We start from the raw sequence: 24,441 nt of genomic DNA, 5'->3' as shown, positions 1-24,441 counted from the left end.
ATGGCAAGTGAGAATATCAAAGAGAGAAAAATTTACAGAGTATTGATCGATGAACTAAACAGGGTATGGGAAAGAATCTATTTTTTAACCAATGCAAGATCCGTCGACGCTGACGACGGAGAAAATCTGGAAACAAAGGTTGGGGCGATTAAAGGAATTACCACTTCTACCACTGTAACGGAAAACGGCTGGGCTGCTGATGCAAAAGCGGTGAATGAAAGCATCAATGCGTTAAAAAAATCTGTAGCTGACGGCAAAAGCGCCATTGCGTCAGCGATAACCAGTAAAGGCGTAAGTACGGCAGCGGATGCCACTTTCGCAGCTATGACAGATAATATCAGATCTATCAGCACGAAACCGCGCGTCAGAGACTTAGGGAATGGGTATTCCTTTAATGTTTCCGGAATATGCCCTAACTATAGAGAATTAACCGCTGATAATTTCGTAGTAGATTGCAGAGCAGGAGCGCATACTGTGGGTGATGGAACTGAAGATAACCCCAACATCCATTGGAGTGCCAGATTTCATGGGTTTGGAATTACTAAAAATTATAATCCAAATACTGGTATATTTACAATAACAAACTATGGAGCTTCTGTCAGTCTTGTTCAAAAGGGACTGAGCGAGCAACTTCATACGGGTTCTTTTAATTTAACTTGCAGCGTCAAGGTTGTATATTAATTTTGTACGAAATGAAAATCGCGGCAAGAAAAATGAAAGACAAATGATGAAATATTGAAACATTGAAATAAAACTGTAAGCAACCATGCAAAAGAATGAATACTGCTTTTGCTAGCGGTCCCGGAAGAAAGGAAGTTATATGCAAAAAATAAAATTCAACAACAGTAATAACATTATCGATGTCGAGCTGTCCGTCTACGATTTATCACGGATAAAATGTCGTTTTCACTCAGATTTAAGTGACAAGGATATGATCAATATGAGAAGTGGATTTAAAGAGCTGAATGAAAATAATCTGAAGGTTCAGGGAGATTTCAGTAAAATGAAATATATCTATCGCAAACTGGATGATGAAACATATATCTTTACATCCGATCAGCATGATAGTTACAAAGAGCCTGAAAATAATAACAGGGATAGTTGAGGTACATCCTCTTCTATCCTTTTCTACACCGTTTCATCATACCCTTTGTCCACTGAGGGTACTTATGTAATATATACTTCTTTTATCTACACTTGAAATTTAAAATAATAATGTTATAATAATGACATGGGGATATAGCTCAGTTGGGAGAGCGATACGTTCGCAACGTATAGGTCACGAGTTCGAGTCTCGCTATCTCCATTCTTTTTATTTTGTGTAATTATTACTTATGTCTTTTCATTTTCTCATATCTCATCTGTGTTACGATTATATTATTATAAACGCATCATCTGTTTTCTGTATTTTTACATCATGAAAATTATATTAGAGTTTCCATACATCAATGATTCTTTCTCATAAAAAAATATATAAATCATCACACCTGTTTGTATCGATCATAAAATAAGAAAAACAGGATTTTAATATGAACAACCACTATAAGTTTATCAATACCCCCTTACCGTATATGTATGAAGCCATGGAACCCTATATTGACAAAAAGACCATGTACCTGCACCATAATAAACATTTGCAGAATTATATTGACAACCTGAACAATACACTTAGTAAACATCCGGAATTACAGAGCTGGTCACTTGAACAGCTTATCATTAATGTACCATGCCTTCCTAAAGATATTCAAACTAATATAAAAAACAACAGCGGCGGTGTTTTTAATCATCAATTCTACTTTTCCAATCTTGCGAATCCAACCTCATTACAGCCTGTTGGAATACTAAACCAATCAATTAACAATGAATTTGGCAGCTATCTGTCATTTCAGGAACAATTCAAAACGGCCGCATTAACTGTATTTGGCTCCGGATACGCATGGCTCGTAGTAAATGCAACAGGAAATCTCTGTATTATCACAACACAGAATCAGGATACCCCATTAGAGATGGGCTTGTTTCCTGTCCTGAATATAGACGTCTGGGAACATGCATATTATTTAAAACATTATTACCAAAAGTCAGATTATATCGACGACTGGTTTCATATCATAAATTGGAATCATGTAAATCAAACTTATATGAGCCGCGTTCCTCTCGTTTCGAGGGATCCGCTTAAGGATGCCGCCCCCACTGCAAAGTTTCAGCCTCATTTGATATAAAGAGAATAAGCAGGACGATAAGCCGGGTTATGTCGTTGAATGATCATCTATCCAGGACTGCTGTTGCCAGCAGCCTCCAGCGACCCACCTGAGAGCAGGCCGGGCCGGCCTGTCGCTCTCGTTTCGGTCTTGCTTCGAATGGGGTTTACATGTGCCTCCGCTGTTACCAGCAGAGCGGTAGTCTCTTACACTGCCTTTCCACCCTTACCGGTTTTCCCGGCGGTTTATTTCTGTTGCACTTTCCTTGGAGTCGCCTCCACCGGACGTTATCCGGCATTCTGCCCTGTGAAGCCCGGACTTTCCTCACCTGCTGCCTTTCGGCGATTGCAGCCGCGATCATTTGTCCTACTTATTCTTTTATGTAATTTATCGAATTCCGAAGATCTGAGCTCACCGCTCTCTTTTCATATTACCGCTTTCTTTTCATCTGTGACTCGGATTACACCTGAAACACACTGCCGCCCACAAATTCCCGGACGATCGAATTCTTCGGCAGATTCTCACTGCTCACGCCGAGAAAATATTCCAGAAACTTTAAAAGGCGTTTGGCCTCATAATACTCCGGTTCTCCCTCCTCAATGCTGAAAAGCAGCGGCTCCGCATACTGCTTGAGCACCGCCAGCTCATAGATGAGCACAGAGTTGAAGGTCGCATCCGCGCTCTCCTGAAAAGGAAAAATGTTCTTCTCTTCTCCCCTGCGCACAGACTGCCACATGGCGATCGTCCGTTTCGCGGAAGAGCCTCTCGTTCTGGCATCCCGCACCATGCGCCGCAGCAGGCGTCCGTCGGTCGTCGGGATTCTGTTGTGTTCATCGATATTCAGGCTTGTGAGCGCGCTGATATAAATCTTATATTTACTTTTATCCGGAAGCGCATAGGACATCTTGTCGTTCAGGCCATGAATGCCCTCAATCACAAGAATGTCATCGGAGCCCAGCGTCTTAAAATTCCCGTTGTACTCCCGTTTTCCCGTCTTAAAATTAAAGGCCGGCAACTCCACCGTTTTCCCCTGCAGTAAGCCGCACATATCTTCATTGAATTTCTCAATGTCGATCGCTTCCAGACACTCGAAATTATAGTTTCCATTCTCATCCTTCGGCGTGCGCTCTCTGTCCACAAAATAATCGTCCACCGCAATCGGATGAGGCTTCAGGCCATAAGAACGGAGCTGGACAGACAGCCGGTGAGAAAACGTCGTCTTGCCTGAAGAAGAAGGGCCTGCGATCATCACAAACTTCACCCCTTCCCGACCGGCAATATCTTCCGCGATCTCCGCGATCCTCCGCTCCTGCAGCGCCTCCTGTACGAGTATTACTTCGGAGATCAGTCCCTTGCAGATATGATCGTTCAGATCACCTACCGTGTCAATCTCCATCTTTTCTCCCCACGCGGTCGTCTGCTGCAGAGCATGGAACAATTTCTCCCGCGGTTCGAAATAATTGAGCGTCTTTGGATCTTTTCTGTCCGGCAATAACAGCATCAGGCCGCTCTCGTAAGCGATGACCTGAAAGTATTTCACATAGCCGGCGGAAGGAAGCATGTAACCATAATAGTAATCATAATAATCATCCATCCGGTACACATTAATGGTGGAACTTCTGCGGTAACGAAAGAGTTTCTTCTTGTCTTCCATGCCAAAACGGTCAAACAGCGCCAGCGCCTCTTCGATCGGATATGTTTTCTTCTCGATCTTAATGTCTTCCATCGCAAGCTGCTGCATTCTCACATTCAGCCGTTCAATCAGCGTATCGTCAACTTTCACCCTGCCTTTCAGACTGCAATAATATCCCTGACCAACAGCAAACTCTACCTTGATCTTTTCGATATTTTCCCGCGATTCCACATCATACAGAGATTTGATCAGAAGCATGATCGCAGTGCGGACATATGCCTTATGCCCCGCTGTGTCCTGCAGCGTGAGAAACCGCAGCTCACAGTCCTTCTCCACTTTCTTCATCAGTTCCTGTATCTTTCCGTTCACAGTGACAAGGGCAATAATATCCTCATAGCATTTACTGTACTCCTTCGCGATCGCCTCGTAAGTCGTTCCCTCCTCATACTGTCTCGCTTCCCCGTTGATCGTTACCGTAACCATACCATACCTCCCAGTTTTTACCATTATATTACCCAAAATGGACTGCTCTCCTGCGCGCACATAACGTTGAGCATTTGGCACTCCTTTTTCAAAACTCTCTCCATATATGGAACAAAGATCTTCTCCAGACCATAATGTCCCGCGTCAATGATATTCAGCCCCATAGCCATGGCATCAATGCCGCTGTGATGATCGACATCTCCCGTGATCAGCACATCCGCCCCCATCGCTGCGGCTTTTTCAATGACGCTCTTGCCGGAACCGGGACAGATGGCGGCTCTCACTGTTCTTTGATCCCGTCCGCCAAATAGTTTCACGGAGTCGAGCGCAAACACACGCTTGACCATCTGTGCACATTCATACAGAGACATTGGAGAAGGCAGGCTGCCGATCCGGCCAATGCCATTCTCTCTGCCTTCCAGCACACAGGTGACATCCAGCACCTCTCTGTCTGCCAGCCCGATCCGTTCTGCTGCCGCATCTGCCATACAGAGCACGTCAAAATTCGTGTGCATGGCATAATAACAGACATCATTCCGAAGAAGTGTGACGAGCCGTCTGCCCACAAAGTCTCCGTCGTTGACAGATTTTTTCGGCGAAAAGATAAGCGGATGGTGCGTCAGCAGCAGATCCGCTCCACACCTCACGGCCTCCTCCACGGTCTCGTCCGAAGCGTCTACCGCCAGCAATACCGTATGGATCTCTTTCTCATATCTGCCTGCCAAAAGCCCTACATTGTCCCAGCTCTCCGCATAAGAACGGGGACACAGCGCTTCCAGTGTCTTCGTCAATTCTCTGCAATTCATCTATGACTCCTCTTTGTTACTCCGTCAGCGCAACCTGCCGTTCGTCTGATCTGCAGACGCAAAACAGGCAAGCGCACACGCTCTCACCTGCGCCGACTGCGCCAGTTCCGCCTCCCGTTCCCTGCGCCGGCTGGTCGCCTCCCCGGCGGCGGTAAGCCTGCGGGCCACCGTCTCCTCTCTCTCCTGCTCCCATAGCAGATAGCGATACAGCACCGGATGCCTGTGGCACAGCAGACACGGACCGTATCTGTCGCAGGCTGCCTGCCATATCGGCGGGCTGTAAGCATCAGACAGCCCTTGAGGAATTTCCGGCATCCGGTCTGTCCGTGCGCTCCTGTCAGAACCGTCCGTGTCCTCTTCCGGCGCCTGTACAGCCTTTATGACCGGATAATACTTTCCATCCTCATATACCATATCTTCCTCTGCGATTGCGTACCCTTCATTTCGCAGGAATTGCCTGACTCCTGCAATATCCGACTGGGGCTGCAGGATCAGGTCTTTCATCATCCGGACTTTTTCCCTGCCTTCGGTCAGGATTCTGACGATGAGTCTGCCTCCCATGCCCGCTATGACCAGTGTCTCCGCTTCCTCTTTTTCCAGCGCCGCCACTCCATCTGACAGTCGTGTCACTATGTACTCCTCCAGGCCAAAGGCTTTGATATGCTCTCTGGCACGTCTCAGAGGACCCTCGTTGCAGTCTACAGCGATCACACCGGGACTGATACCGCTGCGGACAAGATAGATCGGGATATATCCGTGATCGCATCCCACATCGCAAACATGATTTCCAGCAGTCACCATATGTGCCACCGCTTGCAGTCTCTCTGACAGTTCCACTTGCTTCCCCTAGTCCAGATAATCCTTCAGCTTTCGGCTTCTGCTCGGATGACGCAGCTTACGGAGCGCCTTTGCCTCGATCTGACGGATACGTTCACGTGTTACATTAAATTCTTTTCCCACTTCTTCCAGTGTCCTCGCCCGTCCGTCATCCAGACCAAAGCGAAGCCGCAGTACTTTCTGTTCTCTCTCTGTCAGTGTTCCGAGCACTTCCACAAGCTGCTCTTTCAACAGTGTAAAAGCGGCGGCATCAGAAGGGACCGGTACATTGTCATCCTGAATAAAATCTCCCAGATGGCTGTCCTCTTCTTCTCCGATCGGTGTTTCCAGAGAAACCGGTTCCTGAGAGATCTTCAGAATCTCCCTCACCCGTTCTTCCGGCATATTCATCTCTTCCGCAATCTCTTCCGGGGTAGGTTCTCGCCCGAGTTCCTGCAGGAGCTGTCTGCTCACACGGATCAGTTTATTGATCGTCTCCACCATATGCACCGGAATACGAATCGTTCTCGCCTGATCGGCGATCGCTCTTGTAATCGCCTGACGAATCCACCATGTCGCATAAGTGGAAAACTTATAGCCTTTGCGATAGTCAAACTTTTCCACAGCCTTGATCAGACCCATATTTCCCTCCTGGATCAGGTCGAGAAACAGCATCCCACGGCCTACATAACGCTTGGCAATGCTGACAACAAGACGCAGATTGGCTTCGGCAAGCCGCTTTTTCGCCTCGGCGTCACCCATCTCCATTCTTTTCGCAAGTTCGATCTCTTCCTCGGCATTCAGCAGGGAAACCTTCCCAATCTCTTTCAGATACATTCTCACCGGATCTTCAATGCTGACGCCGTCAGGAACCGAGAGGTCAATGTTTTCCACATCCACCTCGTCCTCTTCCGTCAAAATGATCTCCTCTTCATCTACGGTATCTTCGGTTATGCGCAGTACATCCACATGGTTCTGTTCCAACGTCTCTATAATCTGATCAAACTGCTCTTCTTCCAGAGACAGATCCGCAAAAAAATCGCTGATCTCCTGATAGTCCAGAACATTTTTCTTCTTTTTGGCAATGTTTAAGATTTCTTTCAACTTTTCCTCAAACTTTGCCCTTGTGTTTTCATCCATTCTATGGTCCATCCTTCCATAACTTGTTATTTATTTTTACCCTAATCTAAGGAAATATGCGCATTTTTTAGCTCTTCCAACGCCTTTTTACCCTCGATGACCCTGCCCAGCGCACTGATGTCGCTCCCCATTCGGGCACTGTAGTACTCATAACTGTATGTTTTTACACTGACGACAATGTCATGAAACGCCTTTTCCCGCTCCCGCTTGTCCTCACTCGGTGCAGGCAGCCGCGTATGAAACATGGACGCCACCTCCCGCTGCTCTTCCTCGTCCTCAAACTGGCTGATGATGGCCGCCGGATTGCTGCTTCCCTTTTCCAGTTCCGCAAAGAGCAGTTCTGCCGCCTTTCTGTAAAGATCCACTGTAAAATCCTCTGCTGATATATAATCCGCGATCTTCGGATACAGGCCGGGGTCCTCACAAAGCCAGGTAATCAAAAGTCTCTGCGCCCGTTTGGCCCCGTCTTCCGGCGTCTTCTTTTTCTGCGACAGTGACTTGGGACGTATCGCCTCTTTTGCCGGCCCCATACTGGCCGCATAGCTGACGACAAGCCTGCGCAGATTCTCAAAGCCGATATGATATTTGTCCGCCACCGCTTCTATATAATTCTCACGCTCCACCTCCTGTGCAAAGCCGCATAACTTCCTGGCTACCGCCTGATGAAACCGCGTCTTTCCCTCCGGGTCCTTCAGGTCATAATCGCGCTCCAGAATCCGCAGCTCAAAAAAGAAACTGTTCTCCGCGCTGTCGATCCTCTCCTGAAACGCCTCTGCGCCCATATTTTTGATAAATTCATCCGGATCTTTATATGGTTCCAGATGGATGATCTTCCCGGCAAGTCCTGCTTCCCTGAGGATACCGATCGCCCGCAGCGCGGCCTTCACCCCGGCCCCATCGCTGTCATATGACAGAAGTACGCTCTCCGTATATCTGTGCAGTAGTCCCGCCTGACTCTCCGTAAACGCAGTTCCCAGAGAGGCCACAGCCTGTCCGAATCCGGCCTGATGCAGGGCGATCACATCCATATAGCCCTCACACAGGATGATATTCCCCGCTCTGGAAGTGCGGGCAAAGTTCAGCCCATACAGATTGCGGCTCTTGTCAAAAATCGGCGACTCCGGAGAATTGAGATACTTAGGCGTCCCCTCTCCCATGACCCTGCCGCCAAAACCGATCACGCGGTGATTCATATCCTGAATCGGAAATATGACCCGGTTCCAGAATTTATCATGGGCTCCATATTTTTCATCAATGCTGCAAAGGCCAGCCTCCCGTATCAGCTCTTCCCGGTAGCCTTTGCCTTTCAAATATTTCGTCAGATCATCACTGTATTTACTCGCATACCCGAGACCAAACTTTTTCATCGTCTCTGCGGTAAGCTGCCTATTCTGCAGATACCCCAGCCCCTGCTGTCCTTCTTTCCTGCGGAGCAGATAATAAAAATATTTTGCGGCTTCTTTGTTCACTTCCAGTAATCTGGCTCTGCGGCTCTCCTTCTGCCGCATCTCCTCGGTATATTCCGCTTCCGGCAGATTGACGCCGGCCCGCTCCGCCAGTATCTGGATCGCCTCCTGAAACGTATCATGCTCATATTCCATGAGAAACGTGAACACATTACCACCGGCCCCACATCCAAAACAGTAGTACATCTGCTTACTCTGTGAGACGGAAAAGGAAGGCGATTTCTCGTTGTGAAACGGGCAAAGTCCAAAATGACTGCCACCCTTTCTCTGCAGACGGACATACCCGGAGATTACATCCACAATATCGTTTTTCATCCGCACTTCTTCCACAAGCTCTTCCGGATAATACATGTACCTCTCCTCTTTTGTCGCTCCTGCGCATTCACGGTCTCTGTCGGCGCCCTGCTACCCGTGCCAGCACTTTGGGATATAGATCTCCTCATACTGCGCAATCGCGAACCGGTCCGTCATTGCGCCTATGTAATCACAAAGCACTTTTTCTTTTGGCTCTCCCCTGTCCATAAGCATATGGTATTCCGCAGGAAGCAATTCTATGTGCTTTCCATAGTAATCATATAATGTCTTCATGAGCCCTTCCGCCTTTTCTTCCTCCCCTTTGGCGGCAGGATTCGTGTATAAATGTTCAAATAAAAATGCGCGCAGTTTCTGCATTGCCTGCGCCACCGGCGCTGACATGCGAATATCATCCGTTCCTGCGCTTGTCGTCACAAGATCATGGATAAAATGATTGAGACGCTTCCCAAGCGTGTCTCCAATCACCTCCGCAATCTCTTCCGGAATATCAGACTCCTTCAAAATGCCGGCCCGAATCGCATCGTCCATATCGTGATGGATATAGGCGATCTTGTCGGAAAACCGCACGATCTTTCCCTCCAGCGTACCGGGCATGCCACTCGTCTGATGGTTCAAGATGCCGTCCCGCACCTCGTACGTGAGATTCAGCCCCTGCCCATCCTTCTCCAGCAGATCTACCGTACGCACACTCTGTTCGCTGTGACAAAAGCCGTAAGGGCATACTTCCTCCAGCGCCCGCTCCCCGGCATGTCCGAAAGGCGTATGTCCCAGATCATGTCCGAGCGCGATCGCCTCCACCAGATCTTCATTGAGCTTCAGCGCCTTGGCAATCGTCCGCGCATTTTGAGATACCTCAAGTGTATGCGTCAGTCTTGTCCGGTAATGGTCACCCTGCGGCGTCAGAAACACCTGTGTCTTGTCTTTCAGCCGCCGGAACGATTTGCTATGTAAGATCCTGTCTCTGTCTCGTTGAAATACCGGGCGGATGTCGCAGGACTCCTCTTCTTTCCGGCGCCCTTTCGAATCCATGCTGAAAGCAGCATAAGGACTTAAATATTCCTTTTCCCGGAGTTCCAGCCGTTCCCGAATGGTCATATTGCAATCCCTCCGTTTTTATTATTCGCCGCGCCGGACCGATTTCCTTTTTTATTTTTGTGAATTATGAAAGAAATTACAGGAAAGCCGAAAAGAATCTGTCACATATGATTGTAATATTGTCTCTGACTTGTTATAGTAGGTTTATGTATGAGCATATGTACCAGAGGAAACAGAACACCCTGCCAGACAGAGGACAAGCGCCATCTCTTAACTGGTCTGATCCGCAAAGGAGCGTACGCATGAAAAGAAAACTGTCAGACACATTTAAAATGCAAGGAAAAAAGAAAGCATCAAAAACAAAGAAACCTCTGTTAGAAATATTCGTAAAGGTGAGGACACACAAAGCCCTGGACAGAGCTGTCGCCCGAAATAAAGGCTATCTCGACGCGCTGAAACAGCAGGACCGGGCATTTACCATACTGCAGAAGGCAGGCCTGAACAGAGAACAGAGCCTCATCGTTGACAGAGCGATCTCCGCCACAAACCAGTGCGGCGCGGCATATGGCACAGCGGCCTACCGATTGGGCCTGCATGACGGAATCAGACTCTCGTCGGAGCTGAGAAAGGACAGCTGAAACCGGAAGTCCTCAGCAGTAGTTTCCACTCCCCGGGCTACGCATTTTGACTTTTTATCGTATGGGAATTTCCTGCATAAATCGAGTAGGGGAACGACCTTCTCCACTACTCGCCGCGCGCCCCATGCGCCGCCTTGCGGCTTAGTTCCTCTGCACGGGGCTGCGCATAAAAAGGGTTCTGTGACCAGAACCCTTTTCTTTGATATATCATTCCATTCAAATCTGTGATCTCAGAATAAGCCGTTGAGCATACTCCCTGTTGAATAATTTTTGTTATAGCCGCCTCTGCTGTTATACGTGCTGGCTCTATTTGCCTCTGACTTGGCAGAGATATTAATCATGGACGCTTTCGTTGACACGCTATAAGCAAAAGAAGATGTCCCGTTAAACAGCGTCTTGACCGTACTCATATCCGCTTTCTTAAATGCTTCCTTGTCTATGCTCAGCTTATTGTCCTTGCCAATCGTAATTCCCACTTTATTCAACAGCTTTGAATAAGACTTCGTATTGTTCGTCATATTCAGTGTCGAATTGAGAATCGTTTTGGAATCGGTGGAAGATGCGGAATCCAGAAGACTGTTATAACTGTCGGCAAATTTCTTCACTGCCTCATAGATTGCATCGGTATCATATCCTTTGACAGTCGTCTCTGTTCCGTCTTCATTTTTCGTCGTAATGTCTTTTTCCGTAAAGAGAGACTTACTTCCCTTGGTAATCAGTGCATCTGCTGCTGCCTGCAGAGACTGGGCATCACTCTGTGTCGCAGTCAGTTTATTCTGCTCTGTGGATGTGTTCTGCTTGCTCTTGTCGCTGCTCTTGGAATCTGACGCTTTATTACTCTGTTTTGCATAATAAGCCTTTACTACTTTATAGTAACTGCCATTTCTGATATTGTTGTACTCAGACAAAAGAGAATAAAGACCGCCATCCGAAGAACTGCTCCCAAATAAACTAAAATTACCCATACCCTCACTCCTTTGAAATCTCGGCATCCGTGCCTGTCATTGTTGCTATGTTATCACTGATTTTTATTACTGCTATTATACTACTATATCGGAATGAACTGCAAGATACTTTAGGAAAAATATAGAAAAAGCAACGAAATTTCCTGATATGAAAAAATAAAAGAACCCGTATATCACGGATTCTTTTACCTGTGGCATAAAGTGCAGGAAAAGGGACTTGAACCCTCATGAGCGCAATGCTCACACGGACCTGAACCGTGCGCGTCTGCCAATTCCGCCATTCCTGCATACGTGCGGGAGATGGGACTTGAACCCACACGTCTATACAGACACAAGATCCTTAGTCTTGCCTGTCTGCCAATTCCAGCACTCCCGCATCTCGTGCCGCAAGTAGTATACTACCACTTCATATGACGAAAGTCAATACTATTTTACAAATTTTTGCAATTAAATTTAATCTTTATATATAAGCGCATAGGCGCCGGTACAATCTGTCTCAAACTGTACCTTATTGCCCCGGTCATCCAGATTTTCCAGGACTTCGGGCTGTCCTGCGTACACGCGGATCATCCGGAACTGCCGTCCTTCTTTCTGATACTGGGCCGGAATGTCAAACAGCAGCTGCACGCTGTGGTTCAGCTTATCCATCGGCTTCCCCGCATGGGCAAACGAAATATTATACATACCGATGTACTGGTAATCTCCAAGTACAGAGTCAAACGCCTCCCGGCATTTTCTGCCCTGCACGACCTGGTCAGTTGTAATGCTGACAGCATCGATCTTATAACCCGGAGCGAACACGCAGGCACTGTTCGACCAGTTTACCCGGGGGACATCATCGTCATCATTGTCACTGCGCTTCACAAAATGAGCGACGATCGTATGGTCATCATAGCCCGGGTTGAAAGAATAATATGCACTCTTTGTCACAATGACGCCATTGTCAGTAAAATATGCGAACGAATATCCACTGTTGGGATATGCACCCACTGCGATGCTGTCATAGGCCGACGCATAAATGTTGTCCTGAAACGTGACGCCGTTGCACAGGCAGGACACACTTCCCATCGTGTGATCCTCCGAGTAAGCCACGATCGCTCTCGACTGCGCTGTGATCTCCTCTCCCGCTCCATTCTCCGCACGTACATCCATCCCTGAAACCGCGCAGAGCAGGGCCGCCACACCCATCCATACCGCCGCTCTCTTTACAAACCGTCTCTTCATCCTTCGCCCTCCCTTGCCGCTGACTTCCCCGCATTTCCTTCCGCTTCTCTGACCGGCGTATATCCCTGCGTTCCCTCTGCCGGCCCCTGTTCCTCATCTGCGCGGCGCCATACTTCCCTGACAGCCGGGAGCAGCGCAGCCATGGCTCTCCAGAGCTCTTTTTTTCTCTCCTTCTCCATGTCATGAAACGCTGCTGCCATCCGCCGCGCCGCCGGTCTCCAGTTGCCGGAAAAGTCCAGCAGCGTCTGCGCGCCCGACGCACCGATGATGTCAAATATTTCTTCTATCATATTGCCAAGCTCTTCCTTTGTCAAGGAGCGTATCCACCGGTTGAGCACTTCCATAGCCGCCCGCCGTCCCCGGTACACATCGGAGACTGTCACAAATTTTCCGTCTTTTATAACCCAGGAATACGGATCGTGCTGCAACACTCCGAACGCACTGCTCTCGACTGTCTCATAGCAGCCCGTGTCCTCCAGCAGCATCCCGACGACGGAAGAATGCGGCACGATCTTACGAATGCGCGGCGCGATCTCCCGATATGCGCCGTTTTCGCGAAGCTGCGGACAAAACCCCGGACCATCCAGATTATAAATCCTCCTGATCCGTTTCCTGACTGCCTCCTCACAGTACATCGACGCGTATACCGCCAGATTTCCGCCCTTGGAATGCCCGCCGACAATCAGCGCTCCGCCGCTATAGACCATAGTCCGGTTCAGATAATCGACACTCAGTTCCTGACTTCTGACAGGTGCCCTGTACGCCATGGCAAAATCTTCCTTCCACCCGCTCAGCGTCTCATCCGTACCCCGGAAAGCCACATATGCCGAATCGTCTTCCAGAAGACAGGTCACTGCAGAAAACTGCGACGGTTCCCTGACATCGATCCGGTTAATATAGCCGGTCAATTTCATTGTCTGAAAGCGCCGGCTCCTGCGGATCGCCTCAAACAAAGCGGCATTTTGCCGCGCATAACGCTCGTCCGCAAACAATTCCTCTTTGTTCTTCAGACGGCCGATCTCCCCCGGCGTGACACCCGGTTCCCCCCGTGAAAGCCCCGGCACTATATTTTCCAGCTTTAAATAAGAAAACTGGGCAAGCACCAGACTGTCCTCATCGCAAAAGGGGCGTTCCAGCAGCGAATACTCCCCATATTCCTTCAGATAGTCAATGATGTTGCCCATAAAACTCCTTAAAATCTGGCCTGGATATGGCCGATCTGTTTCAGCAGCACGGATATGCTGCCGTCAGCCTCCGTGATAAATTCTACTCTGCCCTGATCTTTATACTGATCCATTGGGATCTTCAGCTCGATACCGGTATCGGTGAACAAATGCTGCGTCTGAAATTTTTTGATCGTCGCATCGCTCTGTGGCAGCACTTCCTCTTTGACCATATCGTATCGCTCCATCTGTTCCTGAAACTGCTCCCGCATCTCAGTGCTGCCCTCAAATATTTTCTCCGCCAGCTCTTCCACCACAAACCCGCCGTTTTCCGCCAGTTCTTCCTGAATAATACTCTTGGCCCGCATATGTTCCTCATACTGCTCATATTCTTCACAGTTTTTCTTCTGAATATTCTCCACCGCTCTGGCTACGATCGACAACTTTGATTTCGGAGACAGACGCCCGCTGCATTTGAGAAACAGATAGGAAAAATAATTGGTCTTTTCCCCATTCACCTCATATTTCTTCTCGATCAGGCGCACGGCCAGCGACTGCAGATCAATAACTGCCGCCTCCTCAAGCCGCTGCGACTGCGCTGGCAGGGTTGCCTTGTAGCGAATAATTTCGTTCAGATTTCCCTCTTCTCCTGAGAGTGTGCGGTGTGTGTAGGAAGTCTTAAAATTCATTTTCAGCAGTCCGAGAAATTCTCCCTCTCCGGCCTTAAACCGCACGACTGCCAGATCGGCGGCCGGTATCTCAATGTTGCTGTTCATGATCCCATACAAAAGCTCTGCGGCCTGTCTGCTGACCTCGACGAAATTGTCATCCTCATACTCTGTCAACATCCGGTACAGTTCCGACTGCTCCCGGTAAAATTCACAGTCTTTGCTGTCATCCCCGGCAACGACCCGAAAGATATGCTCACGCAGAAATTCCGCGAAATCCGAACCGAACTCAATCTCTCTGTCCGATAACACCGGCAGCCCCACCGATGAGTCCAGTATATGTACGATCACATGTTTTATCCTGATGTCCTCTTTTTGCATTTCCTCTCCTCCCACCAAAATAAAGACGAAAAAAGCTCTGTTTTACTTTCTTCGCCGGGCAGCGTATCTTTTCCCTTCCGGCATATCATCTCTTCCTCCGGATAGACAGCGGTCTGAATATCGTCTTTCTGCCGATGAAGCCTACGATCCTCACAAGCAGGATGCCGGGCAGCACACCGATGCTGTCTATGGCGACGTCACGGATGGAAGGTCCCCTCCCGGCCACAAACGACTGGTGATACTCATCCAGTCCGGCGAATGCCACACAGAATATCCCCGCAAAAAACACCAGCCAGAGCCCTCTGATCCCATATACATACAGCGGAAAGGCCACCGTGACAGCCAGCACGAAATATTCCGTCACATGCGCCGTCTTTCTCACATAATAATGAATCCTCTCCGTATAATATTGAATCTGTGCCTCGCTCCATTCCTGACCCAGCGTCTCGTCCGCCATCACCACTACCTTATGGCTGATCCTGCGGCTGAGTTCCGCCGATGAAGCGCCATCCTGCGCAGACAGGGAAAAAATCAGATACATGACCACGATCGCCGGCAGAAAAGAAAGAGGTTTTAATAAATACCGCAATAACTTTTTTATAAATAGCCCTAAATATCTCATAATACTAGATTCTACCGCTATTCTGTTTGTCCCGCAATTCTTTTTCTCTAAAATTTTGATTAAATGATTGCAATTTTTGCCGAAATATTGTGTAATAGTATTAGTAAGGAGTGTAAAAAATTATGGGTGCAATTTTAAAAGGGATTCAAAGCGTCCTGATCGCGCTTGGTATTATTGCTGTTATCGGGACAGGTGTTATTCTCTATTATAACATGGTCAAACCGGAAGAGGAACAAACCGCTTCCGCAGAGGCACAGGTTCCGACAGAACCGGGAATGGAGACGGCAGATAATGCCGCAGAGACAGAAGAGACGGAGACAGAGACCGCAGAGACGGAGGAATCAGCCGCCGATCCCGGTCTGTCGTCAGGCGACGCATCTGCTTCCGGCATTTCTCCGGAGAGTGGTCATGAGCATACTTATACGGATACCGTGCTCCGTCCGGCTACCTGCACACAGACCGGCGAAATGAAGCATACCTGTTATTGCGGCGATTCCTATGTGGATGCGATTCCGGTGCTGGAGCATACGCCCGGACAGTGGATTACGGTAAGGTCTGCGACGGCCACACAGACGGGACTGAGACAGAAGTCATGTACTACCTGCGGCAGGGTAATTGAGGAAGAAACGCTTCCGATGCTGGCAGCTCCGGTGACAACGTCCACGGATACCGACAAAAATAAAGAGAAAGATGATAAGGATTCCACTGACAACCATCGTCATACCTATACATATGAGATCTCAGAGGAAGCCTCCTGTACGGAAAAAGGGGAAAAGACTTATACCTGCACTGTCTGTGGCAGTACTTTTGAGACATCGATACCCGCTACCAATCATCCAAGCAGAAAGACGGTGCGCACGGAAGGTACCTGTGCCAATCCGGGCAAGATCGAAGTGATCTGTAATATCTGCGATGCAGTCATCTCTTCGGAAACACTCAGCTATGACCATGACTGGAGTTCCTGGTCGACGACAACCGCGCCTACGGCCACTGCCGAGGGCGTGAGAACGAGAACATGCAGAAAATGCGGCGAACAGCAGACAAAGAGCATTTCCAAACTTTCCGGCAGTTCTAACGGTGGTTCCAATAGTGGCTCCAACGGCGGCTCCAATAGTGGCTCTAACGGTGGAAACAACGGTTCCAATGGCGGAAACAACGGCTCTAACGGTGGAAACAACGGTTCCAATGATCCGTCACATAAACATACGTATACTTCCTCGGTGACGACAGCAGCCACCTGTACTGAGGCCGGCGTGACCACATACAAATGCAGCTGTGGTGACACTTATACGGAAGCAGTGCCTGAGGCGCTTGGACACAAGCCTACCGGTATCTGGGTAGTGACAAAAAAAGCAACGACAGCGGAGGACGGCGAGCGTGTTCAATACTGCAGCCGTTGTAACGAAGTCGTGACGAGGGAGAGCATTCCCAAACAGCAGGAAACACACACACATGTCTATACCGACTCGGTGACAAGAGCCGCTACCTGCACAGCAAGCGGAACCAAGAAGCACTCCTGTGCCTGCGGCTATTATTACACTTCTTCGTTACGTGCACTGGGTCATAAGGCCGGTGGATGGGAAGAAGGTTCCGCAGAGGGAACTGAAGTGAGAAAATGCACCAGATGTGGACAGATCATGGAGACAAGAACTGTGGAAACACCACCTGTCACGCCTCCCGCCCCTGCTCCCTAAGCAGGCCAGTCCGTAATATGATCGAACGAAATGTGTCAGATTAATAAAAAAGAAGCTCTTCACAGAGCTTCTTTTTTATTGATACGCTATCTTTGATTCATTGCCTGTCGCAAATTGCTGTCTGCTTATGCGATCTTCTCTTTCACGATCTGAGCCAGTTTTGCAAAACCTTCCCCGTCGTTGACTGCCATCTCAGCGAGCATCTTTCTGTTAATATCAATCTCGGCCAGTTTTAATCCGTGCATAAACTTACTGTAAGACAGACCATTCATTCTTGCCGCTGCATTGATACGTGCGATCCACAGCTGGCGGAACTGACGTTTCTTTTCTTTTCTTCCGGCATAAGAGGAAGCAAGCGCTCTCATCACGGACTGCTTTGCCACTCTGTACTGTTTGGATCTTGCGCCTCTGTAGCCTTTCGCCAGCTTCAGAACTCTGTTATGTCTCTTTTTTGCGTTTAAACCGCCTTTAATTCTTGCCATCTCTCATTTCCTCCTTGCGACTTATAAATACGGTAAAATCTTCTTCATATTCTTAACATTGGTTGCATCAGTAATCGCAGGCTTTCTGAGATTTCTTTTTCTCTTTGTGGACTTCTTCGTTAAGATATGGCTCTTGTAAGCTTTCGCTCTCTTTAATTTTCCCGTTCCGGTTACTTTAAAACGTTTTGCTGCTGCTTTGCTTGTCTTCATTTTGGGCATCGCTACATTCCTCCTGTCAAATAAAAATCAAACTGTAGTCAACTCTATATTTTAACTGTACGAACTAACGTTTCTCAGTTAAAAACATTGTCATACTTCTGCCTTCCACCTTCGGCGCCTTTTCCACCACGGCAATATCGGAAAGCTGCTGTGCCACATCATCTAAAATATGTTTGCTGTTTGCCATATGCGCCATCTCACGTCCGCGAAAACGCAGTGTGACCTTTACCTTATCCCCTTTTGACAAAAACTTTCTCGCTGCATTGACCTTTGTGTTCAGGTCATTGGTATCGATGTTCGGAGATAAACGAATTTCTTTGACATCAATGGTCTTCTGCTTTTTCTTAGCTTCTTTTTCTTTTCTGGTCTGTTCATATTTGAACTTGCCATAATCAACGATCTTGCAGACAGGCGGCTTTGCCGTAGGCGCAATCTTTACGAGATCCAGCCCAGCCTCCTCCGCAAGTCTCATAGCCTCTCTGGATGGCATAACGCCCAACTGTTCTCCATCCTGACCGATGACACGTACTTCTCTGTCTCTAATCTGTTCGTTAATCATTAAATCGCTAATGGTGGTTACCTCCCGCACATAAAAAATGGATAGCATAGCTATCCACTGTCATATCCATACATGCAATACCTTCCATCAGTATCATGTACCAAAACGATAAACGCCTGAAGCCCGGTCGCCGCAGGGTGAGAGTGGATACTCTGCTTGATTGTTCTGCATCATACCCAAATACAATATCATATTACCTTGCATCTGTCAATGCTTTTTCCTGCAGGAATCTGATGACCTCATCCTCAAACTCCGCTCTCTCATCTGCAGCTCCGAAATTGATGCCTCCCAGCCTGATCGCCGGCTTTGTCTTGCCATGAAAATCACTGCCACATGTTAATCCCAGCCCTGCTTTTCTGGCCTCCCTGTAAAAGCAGGCAGTCTGTTCCTTTGTGTGATAGCTGCTGAACGCCTCCACGCCGTCAAGTCCCAGCGGGAACATTTCCCGGATGCGCTCTTCCTTTCCTTTCAGATTCATACCGGGATGCGCCAGCACCGCAGTTCCGTGATTTCTATGGATCACATCTATCATCTCTTCCAGCGCCGGATAGTGCATCTCCACATGACAGGGTTTCCCCTGTGCATAATAGTCCCAGTAAAAGTTCACGTAGGGATTATCACTCCGCATACCACCCGGTCTGTAAGGTGCAAGGAGCGGATGATCCCGATATTCTTCTTTGTCCAGCAATACTTCCGCGAACATTTCTCCCGTCCAGCAGTCCTGTCGGTGATGTTCCTGCCCGAGCTGCCACATTTCTTCTTTTGTGATATAAAACCCCAGCTTTTGTGTATTGTGCAGCATTTGCAGAGAAGCATCCGCACTCTGAACGGCAATATCATTCTCTATCTTCCTGAAATCCGGCGCATTACTGTCGATCCCATACCCGAGAAGGTGAAAGTTAATCCCCCTCCACACACAATCGATCTCTGTACCGGGAATAATCATGATCTTCTTTCCACCTGTGTCCGGTACTTCGACGATACCGTAAGGAACCATATTGGAAATTTCCCGCTCTCCCTCCACAGCGCTCCGCAGCGCCTCCCGATATGCCCGCGTACAATTATGATCCGTAATCGCCATGATCCGAATCCCCGCCTCGGCGCATTGTCGCACCAGCTCTCCAGGCTCCAGTTCTCCGTCATCGCTATATCTGCTGTGCATATGTAAATCTATCACGACTCAATCACTTCCTTTTTTATGTATATTTAGATTATACCAGCTTAACTGTCAATTTTGTAGGATAAAAAAAGCGGAATATCAGTACAAAATCGTCAGAGAGCATAAATGTCCTTCTTTTCTCCCACGTTGTGAAAAAGACGCATGGTTTCTGCCACGCGTCTTTCCACTGTTTTTCTGTTACTGCTGATCTTCCTTAAATGTGCCGCATGCTGTCTGATGGCAGTCACATGCACCCTGTCCGGCAATGTCGACATGTTCCGCATGACATTTGTAGTTTGTATTATACATGCAGTTGCACGCTTCACAGTCGATGCTGATTGTTCTGCACGGATGTTCCAATGCGCTTACATAAGAATTTTCTGCCCTTCTGGCAGAAAAGCTCTCGCAGCAAGTATCATCCTTGCGGTCCGCATGTTTTCCTCCGATCATAATATCACCTTTGCAGCAACTCTGATTTTTGTTATATACGCAGTTCTCTGCGCGGCAGTCTAACTGAGCCATTCTGTTCGCTCCTTTCTCTGTCCTGTTTATATCGTCATGTCATAGTATGCCTGATCCACTTTCTTATTATGCAAAATGTACCCTGCAAAAACAAAAGCCCCCGAAACCGCTGTTATCGCAGTCCCGAAGGCTTTTTTAGGGGAGGATAAGTATTTTGTATCTTCCGTAAAAGTTTAATCAAAGGAGGGGGTCCATTTGATTAATCATAGTATGACCCCGCTTTTTACTTCTTATACACAGTTTTTAAAATTTTTTCAATAACTGTCATCCATGCTGCAATCAGGTCTGTATCATTGGATGGAAAGCAGGATGCGATTTTCCGGTGGCTGCCCTCCAGTCTCTACGAAAGTGACTTCCCGTATGGACAGGCAGAACGATTTGTTATATAATGAGCAGGATATACGGTATTGATTACCTCACATGTAACCCAAAATCAATCAATCTAATATAAAGGGGAAGAAGAAATGGCATTATTAAAGCAGTGGAGAGACAGAGCTTACGACGAAAAAGCAAACAAAGGCGATCTCCAGAGACTCTGGACCGCTTATTTTCAAAAAGAGAAAGAAATCTACGCACAACTCCTGAAAAATCCTGACGAAGTCGTAGAAGGCACGGTAAAGGAACTCGCTGACCGGTTTGACATAGACATCATGACAATGACCGGCTTTCTGGATGGAATTAACGACAGCCTGAAGGAGGCCAACCCGATCGATGAGATGGAGGAAGACACCAGGGTCAATCTCGGTTTTGACAAGGAACTTCTCTATAAAAACATGGTCGGCGCTGACGCTGACTGGCTGTACGGGCTGGAAGAATGGAACGATATTTTTGATGAGGAGAAGCGGAAGGAACTGTACAAAGAGCAGAAATCTTCCACTACTGTTGTCAAGGGCGATAAGGTCTATCCGAACGATCCCTGCCCATGCGGAAGCGGTAAGAAGTACAAAAAATGTTGTGGTAAAAATAAATAAGATCTGAATACCCTGCTCATAGGGAACAGAAACAGAAAAGGTGCACTTACCGAATAAGATATAAACAGATCCGGCAAGTGCACCCTTTTGATCCTGATAATTGAATTCTCACTGGCCAGACACAACACAGCCAGTCACAACAATCCTGTTTCCCTGGAATTTAAGGAAGCAGCGAGAGCGCTCCCTCGTCGCCTACCAGTGTCACATTATTGTGAAGCTGAAGCACAGAAGCCGGAACCTGAGGTGTGCAGGGCCCAAAGAACGCATCTTTCACGATCTGAGCTTTGGACTCGCCGCTGACGATAAGCACTACTTTTTTCGCCTGCATGATCGTCTTGATCCCCATCGTATAAGCCTGCTTCGGCACATCATCCATCGTAGCAAAGAAACGGGAGTTTGCATCGATCGTGCTCTGTGTCAGCTGAACACAATGCGTCTCCTGTTCGAATGCCACACCCGGCTCATTAAACCCGATATGTCCATTCAATCCCAGTCCCAAAAGCTGCAGATCAATGCCGCCTGACTGTCTGATAATCTCATTATACGCAGCACATGCCTTTTGCGGATCTTCCTCAAGACCGTCCGGTACATACGTATTTTCCGGCTTGATATTGATATGTTTGAAAAGATGCTCATTCATAAAATACCGGTAACTCTGATCATTATCAGGAGCCAGACCTTTGTATTCATCCAGGTTGATACTCTTTACTTCACTGAAATCCAGGTCGCCCTTGTTGTACCAGCGAACCAGCTGTTCATAAGTACCGATCGGCGTAGAGCCGGTAGCCAGTCCCAGAACACAGTCAGGTTTAATGATTACCTGCGCAGAGATAATGTTTGCCGCCATACGGCTCATGTGATAATAATCATTCGCTTTAATGATTTGCATAATTAAATCCTCCTGTACATTTTGCCATATCCCATATTAATATCGTACCATACTATGAAAAAAGTACAAGTTATTTTTTTACATTTGTGCAAGATTACCCTCAGTGGACAAAGGTACCTTTTCCCGCTTTCATATCTTTCATCATCACCGTCAGATAAAAGGTTCCATTCTCCGCTTTCCAGTCCACACTGCCACAATATTTGCCGGCAGCCGCTTTCATATTGAGAAACCCGATCCCATGCAGCCGCTTCTCGGATTTATCGGTCGCGGGAAATTCCCTGTCTCTTCTGCATTGAAGGCGACCGTCAAAGCTGTTCTCAATCTTCAGAAAAAAGAAGCTGCCTCTCTGAAAAGAAAAGAGAGAGATCCTTTTTTCCTGCTCCTCTCCCAGCTTTTTACAGGCTTCTATGGCATTGTCCAGTCCATTACACAAAATCACGGCAATATCATAATTTTCAATACCTGAATCCGCCGGGAAAATCAGCTCGTCGGCATCTATATCCACATCCGGCATCGCTGCCGCCGCTTCCTGGTATTTTAAGTTGATGATCGCATCCGCAATAATATTTCCTGTCTTAAACTTCGGTTCCAGACTGTCCGCCGTCCGCTCCAGCGCCTCCATATAGGTCTCCAGCTCCTGTTCGCCCCCGCCGCCACGTCCTGTCTGTCTCATCAGTTCACGTACGACTGCCAGTTGATTCCTCATATCATGCCGGATACTGCGAATACCGGCATAGGTCCGGTTCATCACCTGTATATGTTCCTGCAGGCTCCGTATCTGTTGTTCCATGATCAGTCTGCCGCTCTTTTCCCGGCCAAGAGCGACCATATCCTGAAAAAGCTGCACGCTGGAGAGGATCGAGACGAGCGATAACAGCTGAATGGCCGGTATGATAAAGATAAACAATGGATAGCGGTCAAACAGTATGGTGGGAACTCCATCCTCCATCGTAACGATAATTACACGCAGCAGCGCGCAGATGAAAAGACCACACATGGCAGGGGCAATCAGAAATAAATGTTCCGTTTTCTTTATCGTATACTCTTTTTCTCTGTATCTGCCCACAAGGCTTTTCACTGACAGCCAGAGGATGAGCAGAAAAGCAGTCTGCTCAGAACAGAGCAAAGTGACTTCCGTGGCATTTATCAGTCGACAAAAGGCGGTAAGAGACTGCTCTGTCACCTGGCCTCTGCTCATATACCACAGATACAGATCAAAAATATGATTTCCAAGGACAATGATCATATAGGCAATCAGAAAACTGATTTCACTGAGCGCCATAAACACTGTGGTGATGTAAAACTGAAAAATCCTCTCCCCCTGATAAAACAAAACTACAAACAAAAAGAGAAAAACTGACAACATCGTCAGTTTTAACAGGGAACGGATACCGCTGTAGCTGTCCGCACTCTGCGTCTGTATGCCGAGCTTTAAAAATGTCCAAAAAAATACCGCATAGAATCTGCTTCCATAGCGGTTTCTCAGTTTTGTCTCCAGGAAACTGCCCAGCATCCATGCAAGCACATATCCCTGCAGCAGAGCAACCAGTATGTCCGCCATCTCTATCGTAAAGCTATACATAGGAAGCCCCTCCGGCCTGCAGATAATTCATATATATTTTTACAAATTCATTATATTTTTCTCTTGACAGATAGACACGGGTGCCATCCGACAGGCGGATATTGTCCGACGTATACTCCGACACATGCGCCAGGTTGACGAGATACCCTCTGTGACAGCGGTAAAACCCCTCTCCAAGCTCCTTTTCCAGTCCGTTCATCGTACCGTAAATCTCGTAGACTTCCTGGCACGTATGGATCTCCACCTTTCTCATCCTGCTCTCCACATAGAGAATATGACAGGTCCGGATCGTCACATTGCGGCTGCGGGTCCTGATGACAAATGTCTCCCGCCGTTTTTTTCCTTCCGCTCCGGCCGCAGCCCGTTCAAATACCTGTATAAATTTTTTCTCATCGACAGGCTTTAAAAGATAATGAAAGGCCCCCACATCAAACGCATCAAACACATATTCCTTCAGACCGGAGATAAATATCAGGATCGCCTCTTCCCCGGCCTCGCGCAGCGCCCTTGCAGTTTCAATTCCATTCTTTCCCTCCAGCTGGATGTCCAGAAAGATCACATCAAAATGAATGCCTGATTCAAGCAGCTCTTCCCCCGTTTCATATAAAGTCACCGCGCAGTCCGGCCTGCTTTTGCCTGTCAGCTCCCTGATCTGTTCTCTGATTTCTTTCTCATCATCACAGACTGCAATTTTCAAAATGCCATCCCGCCTTCCAATCAGAATTTTCTTTTATTATATCGGATAAAACGAAAACTATTTAGAATGAAATGTCATGAAAAGACATTCTGATGCCATAAAAGGCAGGAAAAT

25 protein-coding genes, 3 tRNA genes and 1 other RNA gene are annotated in these 24,441 nt (G+C 47.7%); 7 read left to right on the top strand and 22 right to left on the bottom strand.

Annotated features, from left to right (window positions below):
* From V1224_05085 to V1224_05070, 4 genes are all read left to right on the top strand, one after another.
* A complete protein-coding gene (locus tag V1224_05085) occupies positions 1 to 681 on the top strand; it encodes a hypothetical protein (GenBank protein WWR16809.1) in 681 nt (226 codons plus the stop codon).
* Between the two features lie 139 nt (positions 682 to 820).
* Positions 821 to 1,105, top strand: coding sequence for a hypothetical protein (locus tag V1224_05080; GenBank protein ID WWR16808.1), 285 nt, complete (start codon positions 821 to 823; stop codon positions 1,103 to 1,105).
* 128 nt (positions 1,106 to 1,233) lie between these two features.
* Positions 1,234 to 1,306, top strand: a tRNA-Ala gene (locus V1224_05075).
* A 223-nt stretch (positions 1,307 to 1,529) separates the two neighbouring features.
* Positions 1,530 to 2,219, top strand: coding sequence for a superoxide dismutase (locus V1224_05070; protein ID WWR16807.1), 690 nt, complete (start codon positions 1,530 to 1,532; stop codon positions 2,217 to 2,219).
* Between the two features lie 2 nt (positions 2,220 to 2,221).
* Here the strand turns inward: V1224_05070 and rnpB are convergent.
* The 7 genes from rnpB to V1224_05035 form a co-directional block, all read right to left on the bottom strand.
* Positions 2,222 to 2,571, bottom strand: an RNA gene (rnpB, locus tag V1224_05065) — RNase P RNA component class A.
* 87 nt (positions 2,572 to 2,658) lie between these two features.
* A complete protein-coding gene (locus V1224_05060) occupies positions 2,659 to 4,314 on the bottom strand; it encodes a nucleoside kinase (protein ID WWR16806.1) in 1,656 nt (551 codons plus the stop codon).
* A gap of 23 nt (positions 4,315 to 4,337) precedes the next feature.
* The gene (locus tag V1224_05055; protein WWR16805.1) at positions 4,338 to 5,120 is read right to left on the bottom strand and encodes a Nif3-like dinuclear metal center hexameric protein; all 783 of its coding nucleotides are present in this window, start codon (positions 5,118 to 5,120) and stop codon (positions 4,338 to 4,340) included.
* A 24-nt stretch (positions 5,121 to 5,144) separates the two neighbouring features.
* Positions 5,145 to 5,957 carry a class I SAM-dependent methyltransferase gene (locus tag V1224_05050; GenBank protein ID WWR16804.1) on the bottom strand — a complete coding sequence of 271 codons (813 nt, stop codon included), beginning with the start codon at positions 5,955 to 5,957 and terminating at the stop codon, positions 5,145 to 5,147.
* 9 nt (positions 5,958 to 5,966) lie between these two features.
* A complete protein-coding gene (rpoD, locus tag V1224_05045) occupies positions 5,967 to 7,076 on the bottom strand; it encodes an RNA polymerase sigma factor RpoD (protein WWR16803.1) in 1,110 nt (369 codons plus the stop codon).
* Positions 7,077 to 7,117: 41 nt separating this feature from the next.
* Positions 7,118 to 8,893, bottom strand: coding sequence for a DNA primase (dnaG, locus tag V1224_05040; GenBank protein ID WWR16802.1), 1,776 nt, complete (start codon positions 8,891 to 8,893; stop codon positions 7,118 to 7,120).
* Positions 8,894 to 8,947: 54 nt separating this feature from the next.
* Complete coding sequence (locus V1224_05035; protein ID WWR16801.1) at positions 8,948 to 9,952, bottom strand: deoxyguanosinetriphosphate triphosphohydrolase; 1,005 nt, start codon at positions 9,950 to 9,952, stop codon at positions 8,948 to 8,950.
* Between the two features lie 242 nt (positions 9,953 to 10,194).
* Here V1224_05035 and V1224_05030 point away from each other — a divergent pair, with 242 nt between their 5' ends.
* Positions 10,195 to 10,530 carry a hypothetical protein gene (locus tag V1224_05030; protein WWR16800.1) on the top strand — a complete coding sequence of 112 codons (336 nt, stop codon included), beginning with the start codon at positions 10,195 to 10,197 and terminating at the stop codon, positions 10,528 to 10,530.
* A 230-nt stretch (positions 10,531 to 10,760) separates the two neighbouring features.
* Here the strand turns inward: V1224_05030 and V1224_05025 are convergent, their stop codons facing one another.
* The 7 genes from V1224_05025 to V1224_04995 all read right to left on the bottom strand — a co-directional run bounded on the left by V1224_05025 (position 10,761) and on the right by V1224_04995 (position 15,553).
* Entirely contained in the window at positions 10,761 to 11,495 is a 735-nt protein-coding gene (locus V1224_05025) for a hypothetical protein (protein ID WWR16799.1), read from the bottom strand.
* Between the two features lie 202 nt (positions 11,496 to 11,697).
* A tRNA-Leu gene (locus tag V1224_05020) sits at positions 11,698 to 11,782 on the bottom strand.
* A gap of 5 nt (positions 11,783 to 11,787) precedes the next feature.
* A tRNA-Leu gene (locus V1224_05015) sits at positions 11,788 to 11,871 on the bottom strand.
* A gap of 77 nt (positions 11,872 to 11,948) precedes the next feature.
* Positions 11,949 to 12,719, bottom strand: a complete 771-nt coding sequence (locus tag V1224_05010) for a hypothetical protein (protein ID WWR16798.1) — start codon at positions 12,717 to 12,719, stop codon at positions 11,949 to 11,951.
* The gene (locus V1224_05005; GenBank protein ID WWR16797.1) at positions 12,716 to 13,903 is read right to left on the bottom strand and encodes an Mbeg1-like protein; all 1,188 of its coding nucleotides are present in this window, start codon (positions 13,901 to 13,903) and stop codon (positions 12,716 to 12,718) included. Before V1224_05005 ends, V1224_05010 begins: the two co-directional genes overlap by 4 nt.
* Before the next feature lie 8 nt (positions 13,904 to 13,911).
* Entirely contained in the window at positions 13,912 to 14,931 is a 1,020-nt protein-coding gene (locus V1224_05000) for a nucleoid-associated protein (GenBank protein WWR16796.1), read from the bottom strand.
* 85 nt (positions 14,932 to 15,016) lie between these two features.
* Positions 15,017 to 15,553, bottom strand: a complete 537-nt coding sequence (locus V1224_04995; GenBank protein ID WWR16795.1) for a VanZ family protein — start codon at positions 15,551 to 15,553, stop codon at positions 15,017 to 15,019.
* 122 nt (positions 15,554 to 15,675) lie between these two features.
* On the opposite strand from V1224_04995, the gene V1224_04990 reads away from it, so the two are divergent.
* The gene (locus V1224_04990) at positions 15,676 to 17,247 is read left to right on the top strand and encodes a hypothetical protein (GenBank protein ID WWR16794.1); all 1,572 of its coding nucleotides are present in this window, start codon (positions 15,676 to 15,678) and stop codon (positions 17,245 to 17,247) included.
* A 125-nt stretch (positions 17,248 to 17,372) separates the two neighbouring features.
* Here V1224_04990 and rplT read toward each other — a convergent pair whose 3' ends face one another.
* The 5 genes from rplT to V1224_04965 form a co-directional block, all read right to left on the bottom strand.
* Complete coding sequence (gene rplT, locus V1224_04985; GenBank protein ID WWR16793.1) at positions 17,373 to 17,729, bottom strand: 50S ribosomal protein L20; 357 nt, start codon at positions 17,727 to 17,729, stop codon at positions 17,373 to 17,375.
* Positions 17,730 to 17,750: 21 nt separating this feature from the next.
* Positions 17,751 to 17,948, bottom strand: coding sequence for a 50S ribosomal protein L35 (gene rpmI / locus V1224_04980; GenBank protein WWR16792.1), 198 nt, complete (start codon positions 17,946 to 17,948; stop codon positions 17,751 to 17,753).
* Between the two features lie 64 nt (positions 17,949 to 18,012).
* A complete protein-coding gene (infC, locus tag V1224_04975) occupies positions 18,013 to 18,507 on the bottom strand; it encodes a translation initiation factor IF-3 (GenBank protein ID WWR16791.1) in 495 nt (164 codons plus the stop codon).
* Positions 18,508 to 18,700: 193 nt separating this feature from the next.
* Positions 18,701 to 19,684 (bottom strand): PHP domain-containing protein, encoded by a 984-nt coding sequence (locus V1224_04970; protein ID WWR16790.1) that lies wholly within the window; start codon positions 19,682 to 19,684, stop codon positions 18,701 to 18,703.
* A gap of 180 nt (positions 19,685 to 19,864) precedes the next feature.
* Positions 19,865 to 20,188, bottom strand: a complete 324-nt coding sequence (locus V1224_04965; protein WWR16789.1) for a DUF1540 domain-containing protein — start codon at positions 20,186 to 20,188, stop codon at positions 19,865 to 19,867.
* A gap of 464 nt (positions 20,189 to 20,652) precedes the next feature.
* Between V1224_04965 and V1224_04960 the strand changes: the two genes are divergently transcribed.
* Positions 20,653 to 21,159, top strand: a complete 507-nt coding sequence (locus tag V1224_04960) for an SEC-C metal-binding domain-containing protein (protein WWR16788.1) — start codon at positions 20,653 to 20,655, stop codon at positions 21,157 to 21,159.
* Positions 21,160 to 21,319: 160 nt separating this feature from the next.
* Here V1224_04960 and nagB read toward each other — a convergent pair whose 3' ends face one another.
* From nagB to V1224_04945, 3 genes are all read right to left on the bottom strand, one after another.
* A complete protein-coding gene (gene nagB / locus V1224_04955) occupies positions 21,320 to 22,048 on the bottom strand; it encodes a glucosamine-6-phosphate deaminase (protein ID WWR16787.1) in 729 nt (242 codons plus the stop codon).
* A gap of 100 nt (positions 22,049 to 22,148) precedes the next feature.
* Positions 22,149 to 23,630 carry a GHKL domain-containing protein gene (locus V1224_04950; protein WWR16786.1) on the bottom strand — a complete coding sequence of 494 codons (1,482 nt, stop codon included), beginning with the start codon at positions 23,628 to 23,630 and terminating at the stop codon, positions 22,149 to 22,151.
* The gene (locus tag V1224_04945; GenBank protein WWR16785.1) at positions 23,623 to 24,327 is read right to left on the bottom strand and encodes a LytTR family DNA-binding domain-containing protein; all 705 of its coding nucleotides are present in this window, start codon (positions 24,325 to 24,327) and stop codon (positions 23,623 to 23,625) included. Before V1224_04945 ends, V1224_04950 begins: the two co-directional genes overlap by 8 nt.
* Between the last annotated feature and the right edge of the window lie 114 nt (positions 24,328 to 24,441).

The sequence above is a fragment of the Lachnospiraceae bacterium JLR.KK008 genome (assembly GCA_037015955.1).
Lineage (GTDB): Bacteria > Bacillota > Clostridia > Lachnospirales > Lachnospiraceae > VSOB01.
This window is presented reverse-complemented; position numbering and strand designations above follow the sequence as displayed.